Source organism: Terriglobia bacterium, assembly GCA_036496425.1.
Classification (GTDB): Bacteria; Acidobacteriota; Terriglobia; order 20CM-2-55-15; family 20CM-2-55-15; genus 20CM-2-55-15.
Genome location: DASXLG010000285.1, coordinates 1 through 8,952 on the forward strand (window position 1 = coordinate 1; position 8,952 = coordinate 8,952).

11 protein-coding genes are annotated in these 8,952 nt (G+C 58.5%); 6 read left to right on the plus strand and 5 right to left on the minus strand.

Annotation, left to right across the window (positions count from 1 at the left end):
* Positions 1-1,184 (plus strand): threonine--tRNA ligase (thrS, locus tag VGK48_20655; GenBank protein ID HEY2383593.1); only part of this gene is annotated, 1,184 nt, incomplete at its 5' end.
* Positions 1,185-1,242: 58 nt separating this feature from the next.
* Here thrS and VGK48_20660 read toward each other — a convergent pair.
* The 3 genes from VGK48_20660 to VGK48_20670 are packed head-to-tail and all read right to left on the minus strand — an operon-like array spanning position 1,243 to position 2,336.
* On the minus strand, positions 1,243-1,512 hold the full coding sequence (locus VGK48_20660) for a hypothetical protein (GenBank protein HEY2383594.1): 270 nt from the start codon (positions 1,510-1,512) through the stop codon (positions 1,243-1,245).
* Positions 1,513-1,526: 14 nt separating this feature from the next.
* Positions 1,527-1,850: a YtxH domain-containing protein gene (locus VGK48_20665; protein HEY2383595.1), complete on the minus strand. Its 324-nt coding sequence runs from the start codon at positions 1,848-1,850 to the stop codon at positions 1,527-1,529.
* Between the two features lie 33 nt (positions 1,851-1,883).
* On the minus strand, positions 1,884-2,336 hold the full coding sequence (locus VGK48_20670) for a PA2169 family four-helix-bundle protein (protein ID HEY2383596.1): 453 nt from the start codon (positions 2,334-2,336) through the stop codon (positions 1,884-1,886).
* Positions 2,337-2,404: 68 nt separating this feature from the next.
* Here VGK48_20670 and VGK48_20675 point away from each other — a divergent pair, with 68 nt between their 5' ends.
* The 5 genes from VGK48_20675 (at position 2,405) to VGK48_20695 (ending at position 5,659) form a co-directional block, all read left to right on the plus strand.
* A complete protein-coding gene (locus VGK48_20675; GenBank protein HEY2383597.1) occupies positions 2,405-3,037 on the plus strand; it encodes a YdcF family protein in 633 nt (210 codons plus the stop codon).
* Positions 3,038-3,044: 7 nt separating this feature from the next.
* Entirely contained in the window at positions 3,045-3,356 is a 312-nt protein-coding gene (locus VGK48_20680) for a hypothetical protein (protein ID HEY2383598.1), read from the plus strand.
* A gap of 96 nt (positions 3,357-3,452) precedes the next feature.
* On the plus strand, positions 3,453-4,016 hold the full coding sequence (locus tag VGK48_20685; protein HEY2383599.1) for a hypothetical protein: 564 nt from the start codon (positions 3,453-3,455) through the stop codon (positions 4,014-4,016).
* A gap of 235 nt (positions 4,017-4,251) precedes the next feature.
* Entirely contained in the window at positions 4,252-5,082 is an 831-nt protein-coding gene (locus VGK48_20690; protein HEY2383600.1) for a hypothetical protein, read from the plus strand.
* A gap of 70 nt (positions 5,083-5,152) precedes the next feature.
* Entirely contained in the window at positions 5,153-5,659 is a 507-nt protein-coding gene (locus tag VGK48_20695) for a hypothetical protein (GenBank protein HEY2383601.1), read from the plus strand.
* A gap of 7 nt (positions 5,660-5,666) precedes the next feature.
* On the opposite strand, the gene VGK48_20700 is transcribed toward VGK48_20695, so the two are convergent.
* The gene (locus VGK48_20700) at positions 5,667-7,361 is read right to left on the minus strand and encodes a metallopeptidase TldD-related protein (protein HEY2383602.1); all 1,695 of its coding nucleotides are present in this window, start codon (positions 7,359-7,361) and stop codon (positions 5,667-5,669) included.
* On the minus strand, positions 7,358-8,952 hold a 1,595-nt coding region (locus VGK48_20705), incomplete at its 5' end, for a metallopeptidase TldD-related protein (protein HEY2383603.1). The genes VGK48_20705 and VGK48_20700, both read right to left, overlap by 4 nt.

Consider the following 8,952-nt stretch of genomic DNA (forward strand, 5'->3'; position numbering starts at 1 on the left):
GCGACCATCGCAAGCTGGGACGCGAACTCGGCCTCTTCATGTTCCATCAGTGGGCGCCGGGCGCGGCGTTCTGGCTGCCGAAAGGAACGGCGCTTTACAACACGCTGGCGAACTACATGCGCGACGTGCTTTTTCCGGCCGGCTATGTCGAAGTCAAAGCACCTCTGATATTCAACAAGGCGCTGTGGGAGACCTCCGGGCATTGGGCGCACTACCGCCAGAATATGTTCCAGATCGAATCCGAGAATGAGGAAATGGCCGTCAAGGCGATGAATTGCCCCGGGCACATGCTCATCTTCGGCAGCGAAGTCCGCAGCTACCGGGATTTGCCGCTTCGGCTTCACGAGCAAACCCCGCTGCATCGCAACGAGGCCTCGGGTGTGCTTTCCGGTCTGACGCGGGTTCGCCAGTTCTCGCAGGACGACGCGCACTGCTTCGTGACACGGGAGCAGATCGGCGAAGAAGTCGAACATCTGATCCGGCTCGTCCAGCGCGTCTATGGCGACCTGGGCCTGCCGTTCACCGCCAAGCTTTCGACCATGCCCGACGAGCACATGGGCGATGAGGCCACCTGGCAGCAGGCGGAATCGGAGCTGAAGGGCGCCATGGATCGCGCGGGCATTCTATACGCCATCAATGAGAAAGACGGCGCTTTCTACGGACCGAAGATCGATTTCGATGTCACCGATGCGATCGGCCGCAAGTGGCAATGCGCCACGATCCAGCTCGATTATCAGATGCCGGAACGTTTCGGTTTGAAATACATCGGCGCGGACAATACCGAACACACGCCTGTCGTCATCCATCGGGCGATCTTCGGCAGTTTCGAGCGGTTTATTGCAATCCTGATCGAGCACTATGTCGGAGCGTTTCCGGTCTGGCTGGCGCCGGTGCAGGCGATGCTGATACCGATCGCAGACCGCCACGCGGCGTACTGCAAGCAGGTTCAGGAAAAGCTCACCGCCGCCGGGCTGCGGGCCGAGATTGATTCGAGTGTCGAACGCATGAATGCGAAGATCCGCAACGCGCAGATGCAGAAAATTCCTTACATGCTGGTGGTCGGAGACCGCGAGCAGGAGCAGGGCGCAGTCGCGGTGCGGCTGCGCACGGGTGAGGATCTGAAGACGAAGCCCCTCGATGAGTTCCTTGCAATAGCCAAAGAAGCGATAAATACAAAAAAATAGCCACAGAAGGCAAGGAAATCACGCTGGCGTGATTTCCTTGCCTTTTGTGGGCTAATCCCTAGGCCGTGCGGCGCCACCAGTTCTCGAACTGGCGCAGTTGCCCGCGCGCAGTTGTTCCGAACTCGGCGGCGCTCGCCGAAACGGTCTGGAGATTCTCGACCGCTTTTTGCAGCGTGCCGAGGAGATTGCGTGCCGTATCCGTGGCCTTATCCGCCTGGCGGCTCAGCTTCGTCGAGAGGAAAAGAAAGCCGGCCAGTATTCCGGTTTGAATGAGGACGGCCACGGCCGTCAGCGCAATAAAAATCGTCAGAAGATTTTGATCGACCATAAAACCTGCTCTTGCTATCGTTCGGAAAAATCGCCGGTCTCGATGGATTCGTTGTATTTGCGTTTCCCCGACTCCATCGATTCATTCAGGCGTTGGCGGCCGATCTGCGCCACGTTTTTCCCTTTTTCGACAACGCTGTTCCAGGTCTGGCTCGCCGTATCGCCGATGCCGGAATGTGAAATTTTGTCCTGAACCTTGTGCGTCAGGTCGTCCATCTTGTGCGTCAGTGTGTGCCGGATCTCTTCACCGGATTGCGGCGCGAACAATAATCCGAGGATCATGCCGATTCCGCATCCGGCTCCCAGGTAAATGATTTTGTCGCTAACGTTGATGTTCATATCGTTTGCTCTCCTATACTTCACGGCCGCGCGTTATGCGGCTTCCTTTCGCTTTAATTCCCGTATCCGTTCATGCGAACGCTTGATTTCCGTGAACTGATGCTTGGCGACCGGAAGCACATTCGGAGGAAGGTTCTGCTTCATTACGCGTTGATAATTTTCAAGCGCCGCGTCCTCCCCGCGCTCGCATTCCGCGATGATCGCGTCGTCGGTTCCCCGGGTGACAATCGATCGGATGTTCATCCAGCCGCGGTGAAAGGCGGCGGACACGCTTCCGGTCGTTGCAGGCGTTCCGTGCAGGAGCCGCACTTCCGATTCGAGTTCGGATGCAAACTGCGCGCGTTGCACCGAACTGTTGCCGAAGAGTGTTTTGAGCCCCGCATCGTTCACGTGTTCTGCGGCCGTTTGAAATCCGCTCTCTCCGTCACGGCAGGTCTGGATGAGGTCGTTCAGACACTCTATTAACTCCTCACGATTCACAGCCATGATTTACCCCCCGCTCGTTGTTGCCGCAATCGCGCTGCCACTCTTCCGAAATCCATTACCATTAGCGGGTGGCAAGAGTCTGGGAGCAGATGGTCCGCGGCCTTGGCGCCGTTACAGTTATTGCTTTTCTCCTCGTTTCGCTGACCCCCGCGAGTAATATCGCCGGGCATAGGCTGGCTGTCACGTCCGAGCCTCCACAGCAGGCTGATGCGATCGTCGTTCTTGGCTCAGGGCTTATGCCTGGAGGCGTTTTGAATGAAGAGTCGATGCGGCGGGTGATTAAAGGTATCGAGCTCTTTAAAAAGGGGATGGCGCCGCTTCTGGTGGTGTCCGGGACCGGACGTTTTGAGTCTCCGGCTCCAAGTGAAGCAGCGGTCAGGGCAAAACTCGCCGAAGAGATGGGAATTCCGCCCGCCGCAATCCTGAAAGAAGAAACGGCAAACACAACCCACGAGGAATCTATTCACATTTCCAGCACCCTCCGGGGCCGGAATGCCGCCCGGATTTTACTTGTCACGGAATCCCTTCACATGCGGCGAGCAAGCCAGGTGTTCGAGCGCGCCGGCCTGCAGGTGCAGCCCGCGGCCTCAGCCGACTACCCCGCGATCGTGAGATCGCCCGGCGACAGGCTGTGGCTGGCGATGCGGATTGCACAGGAAAGTATTGCCCTGATTTACTACCGCCTCGCCGGATATATCTGAGGGGCCAATGGGTCTACTTCAACTGATTTTTGTCCTGGGTCTGGTGGTTATTACTACCGTGGCGGCCTGCGCGGCGGCGAAGATGATCCGCCGCGGCCCCGCTGGATCGATAGTTCAGGCCATTGGCGCCTTGCTGGATTGGGCGGGGATGTTCGTCCTGTTCTGCGCGGCAAATCTGACGCTGGGCGTTGCGGCCATCCTGCTGGTCCGGAGTCTGACCACTCGTTTCATAACCCTTTACGGGCTCGAAAGCCTTCTGCTGATTGTGCTATCCGGGGCACAGGCCTTTGTTTTTCAGATGTGGTGGAAACGGGACTGAGGCCCGCCAACGTATTTAGCCCCACTTACGGACGCTGGCACGATTCCTGCAGGTCTTATTTACAAGCCATTCGACATTCTTAAAGGGAGAAATAGCATGAATCGAACGCAGAAGATTTGTCTGTCATTGGTCTGCGCTCTAGCGCTTCTTGTCCTGCCGTTGTCGTTTTCCGCATGGGCACAGTCGACCTCTCAGTCGCCCGCGACCCAGCAGGATCAAAACAACAATAATGCCGTGAATCCGAATCCGGAGACGGACAACCAGAATCAGGGCCTGAACCAGAACAACCCGGACAATTCAAATCTGAACAACAAGGCGGATCAGGATAAGAGCAGCACCCAATCCGATCAAAACGTGACGCGTGAAAAGCCGTCGCCTTCGACGGAAGCGAGTCCGAGCACGACGCCGAGCCAGAACCTAAACAACAACCAGACCTCGGCTCCGAACAACAATAGCAAGGACAACTCCCAGAGCACGACGACCCAGAAGGACACCAGCTCTACGAGCACGTCTTCTTCGACCACGTCGGATCAAAATGCGGCCAATAATGAAAATCTTCCCCGGACCGCAGGTGAGCTGCCTCTGATCGCGCTCATCGGACTTCTTTCCCTCGGCGCAGCCGCGGGAACCAAGGTCCTGAGCAGGGCTAAATCGCGGTAAGAAAACACCTTAGCCGCAAAAGGCACATGGGGAAATGGCGCCCGCCGCCGTTTCCCCTCTTTTTTCGGCCAAAGAGTTGTTGACACTCCGTCCGTTAGTCTGTTACAAAATTGTCGCTGCTGCACAGAGCTGTGCGGCGAAAATTCTGAAGACGACGACGTCCCAGTTGTGTACCGAAGTTTGGTGCAGACTGGGATTTTTTTTTGCACTTAGAGAAGAAAGGCGGGTTACTACCGTGAAGAGTTCCAAAGTCCTTTTGGGATTGTTCGTTGCGCTTTTGTTTGTCGTGGCTGCACAGACGGCGATGGCGCAATCGACGATCTTTAATATTCCGTCGGGCGACACCGTGGACAAGGGGAAAGCCTACATCGAGTTCGACTTCCTGGATCAGGTTCCGGGTGTCGACGCCACGACAACCACCCCCTCTTACCATACCCTGCTGTTCAATCCTCGTCTTGTCGTTGGCGGTCCTCACGATACCGAGTTCGGCGTCAACTTCCCTACCTACCGGACCACAAATGGCGCTGTCAATGGAGCCTGTTCCGCGGCCAGCCCGTCGACCACCTGCGGATACATCGAGCCTAATTTAAAATGGAAGTTCTATAAGAACGACGATCAAGGCCTGTCGTTTGTCGGCGGCGCGCTGTTGCACACGCCGCTGAACGGCCGGTATCAAAACCCGACGACAGGCGTTCAGACGAACGAAACCTGGGGCCTCTTCTACGGTAACTTCACGAAGAAGATCAAGACCGGAGACTACGGACCGCGCTTTTCGGCCGGACCTTACGTCGTTGCGGATTCCGGCCTGAATGATTTCACGAGTTTCGGTTCCCATCGCGCCGGCGTGATCCTTGGCTATGAGCAGCCGCTTTCAAAGAAGGTCAACTTTGTGGCCGACTGGTACAGCGGAAAGAACTATTACGGATACTTTACGCCCGGTATCTCGATCACTCTGCCCGGCAACGGCCTCTTCAACGCCGGCTACAGCATCGGCAACGACAGCTGGGCCAACTCGGATGCGACGAAGAACCGCTACGTGTTCCTGTATTACGGAATTACGTTCTAGCGTGTGAGGGGGAAATCAGGGGTGCGACCCCTGATTTCCCCCTCACACCCGCTGCGAGTACAATCTACGCATGCGGTTCGTCTTACTGGTTCTTGCCGTACTGCAGGCTGCGCCGCCAACAGGGCCGCCGACCGCCCGGGGCGACCGGTTTCAGATCGCGGTGCCTCAGGGCTGGAAGGTCCTGACTGCCGGTACGGACGTGGTGCTGGAGCATTCGTCCGGCGCTTCTCTTCTGATTGTCCGGGTTGAGGCGGCAAGGAATCTCGCCGAATATGCCCAGCAGCAGGCCGAACGCATCATGTCTCCGCTCGGCTTCGCCAGCCTGAGCGATCCCAAGTCTTATAAGGACACTCACGAAGAATGGATCGAGTACGAGATCCACGGTAACCGCCAGACCGATCACCGCCGGATCCTCTATCGTGCCCTCCGCCGCGGCACTGCCTACTATGGGATTGTGTATGAAGCCGGCGAGGGAGATTTCGAAGCACTTTTAACCGACGCGGAAGGCATCGCCTCCTCGGTCCAGGCGCTCGCTGTGGCGCCGGCGCGGCGGGCGGCCGCGCCGGTGAAGAGGTAGACTCCCACTAACTCCCGAAAAACGGATGCGTCAGAGTCGCCGGCTGCTGCTGGGTGCCGGTGGGCCGCTTGAGTTCCACCTCTTCCAATAACACGGACGGCGCAACGATGCTGGTCGGCGTCGGCAGTTCGTTACTTCCGGTGAGGCGGTTGACCACGAACTCGTCGTTGCCGACGGCTTCGATCTCGCGCAGCGAGCGGATCGGAATGCTCTGGGCCGAAACTCCGCGGATCAGCTCCTCGTGGCCGTCCGAAACATAAACCTTATAGGTCAGGACGGGTGCGCCGATGGCGCTGCGGCCATCCGGGTTCAGGGCTTTGATCAAAATGCCGTAGGTCAGATTTTCTTCCTGGCACATCTTGATGAGCTGCTGCTTCAGGTCGTCGTAGCTTTTGCCTTCGGTGGATTTAATGAATAGATTCCCGATCTGCGCGGTCTCTCTGCCGGGAATGCCGGAACGGCCGTGGCCATTCGACTGCGGCATGTCTTTTCCCGGCCGCCGCGACATCAGGAAACTTTTCAGGACGCCCTGCTCGATCAGGGACACCCGGTGGGCCGGCACGCCTTGATCGTCGATCTGGTAATAACCCAGCAGTTCCTGGTTGCCGGCGCGCTGTGCGGTCGGGTCGTCGTAGACGGAGATGGAGCGCGGAAGCACCGGGCGGTTGAGCCGGTTGACGAGCTCGCTGCGGGTGGTCTGACCCTGCTGGTCACCCAGCGGCAAGCGCTGTCCGGAAAGATTCGGTCCCAGGACGCGCGCGAACATTTCGGCCGACGCCTGGCCGGTGAAAAGAACCGGGCCGGAGTAGTCGGCATCAAGGACGGGCGCCGAACGCAGCGCCGTCAGATCCGCCGCCATCTGCCGGATCGCCTTTGCGATATCCACTGCCGGAGGCAGCTGATCCAGCGTCGCGGCGTTGAATGGAATCCAATGCCGCAACCGCATCCCGTCGGAGGCTTGAGTCGCCGCTTCGACTTCAACCGTGACCAGAAGCGCCGGCTGCATCGTGCGGGTGCCTTCGCTGTTCGCCAGGTACCGGTGTGTCAGCTGCGCCTCCATGACTACGCTCGACTCCTGGACCTGGGGAAACTCTCTGAAAATAGCCGACCATTCGCGAAGCTGTTTCTCCCAGTGGGCTTTGTCGACGTGCAGGTCCTGCCGCGCTCCGACGGCCGTGACCGGCTTTTCCTTCGAAAAATCCGGGACTTCCTCGCCACGGACCTTGTTCTGCACGTATGCGCGTTTTCGCGCCAGCTGCTCGATGGATTGCTTGTAGGCGGAATCCGTCGCCAGCCATAGCGCATGCCGGATGGAGTTGTAATCATTTTCGATCGGAGCCTGCTCGGTTATTCCGGTGGGCGGCGCGCCCTGAAACCCGCCGCCGGCGAACTCGGAATTATCGAAGTCGTAACCGCCGACGCGCACCTGCGCCTGCAGAATGCGGGCTTTGCCCATGTCCGATGCGGTCAGCGCGCCGAAGGTCGCCGAAGCGCGGTAACGTTCCTGATCAATGACCGTGTATTGGATGAAATAGGGTTTTTCGAGGTCTTTGAACTGAAGATCCGTGACCGATCTCTGAAGTTCATCGCCCATCGCCCGTAAGACCGGATCAGCGGCAGGCGTTCCCTGTCCGACAAGCACAGGCACGGAGCAAAGCAGGCACAGGAAGCAAAGGAATGCGGATGATCGTCGCGTCTTCATCGTCCGCCCCCGTTCGAGGCCAGCGGCGGCGGAAGGATCGGGGGACGTTCGGACGACTTGCTTTTCTTCTGAACTTCAATCTGCGTGGTCAGGATCGCGGGGGAAACGGCGGCGACCGGCACGTAACCCGACTCCGCTCCGCAAAATCCGTTGAAGACTTCCGGCGTGTCGCCCGCCGCAACAATCTTGCTGAACGACGTCAGCGGTGTGCCGATCAAGTCCACGCCACGCACCAGCTCATCCGGCCGGCCGTCGACGTAGATCCGGTAAACCATGATCGGCGTGACCTGGAACGATTGCGTACTCGCGCGGCTGGTCATGGTAAAGCCGCCCGAGATGTCTTTAAAGAGGAGGCCGAACGTTTTGCCCTGTTTCTTGGCTTCGTCGATCAGCATGGCCCGCATCTTTGCGTCGGAGACCGTATTGCTCGCCTGCACGATCAGATTACCCTGGCGTCCGACGGTCCTGTAGCCCGGCGCTTTGCGGCCGTGTCCGTTCGAGGTCTCGAAACCGGTCACCGGCGAGCGCGACATGAGGAAATTCTTGAGGACGCCTTTGTCGACGACCGTTACTTTTTGAGCGGGCACGCCGTCATCATCGTATTTGTAGTAGCCGTTGAGGTCGACGCCGGCGATACGCTCGGTGGTTGGGTCGTCAACCACGGAGAGGAAATCGGGAAGGACCTCCTGATTGACTTTCTTCGTGAAAGTCTGCCCTTCATTGTCGCTTTTCTGGCGATGCCCCTCGACCCGGTGGCCGAAAATTTCATGGAAGAACACGCCGCTGGCGCGGCCGGACAGGATTGCCGGGCCTGTGTACGGATCGATCACCGGTGCGGCGCGAAGCGCCTTGAGATCCGCGACCATGGTTTCGATGGTCCGCTGAATCTTATCGTCGCCCGGGAGACCGCTCAGCGAGTGCGCGTCGAACGCCTCGAAGCGATAGAGTTCCATCCCGTCGTCCGCTTTGGTGCGGGCGTAAATCGAGATCCGCGCGCTGTCGCGGCCTTGCTCGATGGAAGTGCCTTCACTGTTGACGAGATAGTCGTTGTCGGCGTTCGCGGTCAGCGTGACCGTACCTTCGTAGACTTCCGGATACTTCGTGAAGATCGCCGAGAGCGCCTTGACTCGCTTTTCCCACGACGGAATCGTCACGTCGATCCTGGAGATGGCGGCGGTGGCGGTCTGCTTCTGCTCTCGCGACATGTCCGCGGAGGTGTCTTCTTCGTCTACTTTTATGGTTCGATTGGCTTTAACCTGGATGAATCGTTCGACCGCGGCCTTGTACTTGCGGTCGGTTTCCAGGTAGATGACGCTGCGAAGCGCGTCCACGTCGTTGTCGATCGGCATCACTACGGGATAGGAGTACGCCGGACCCGTGTTCGAGCCCCGTTGGCCGCGAATCTGGTGGGTGCTGTCGAGACTGTAGTCGCCGACCCGGACATCGACGTCGAGCAGGCGCGAGTGGTCCGTGTCGCTGTTCTGCAGCGCACCGAGCGATGCCTCAATATCCACGCTCTGGTTTTCCCTCACCGAATAACTGATAAAGTACGGGGCAGGATTCCCCTTTTGTTTCAATGACTCAAACGCAC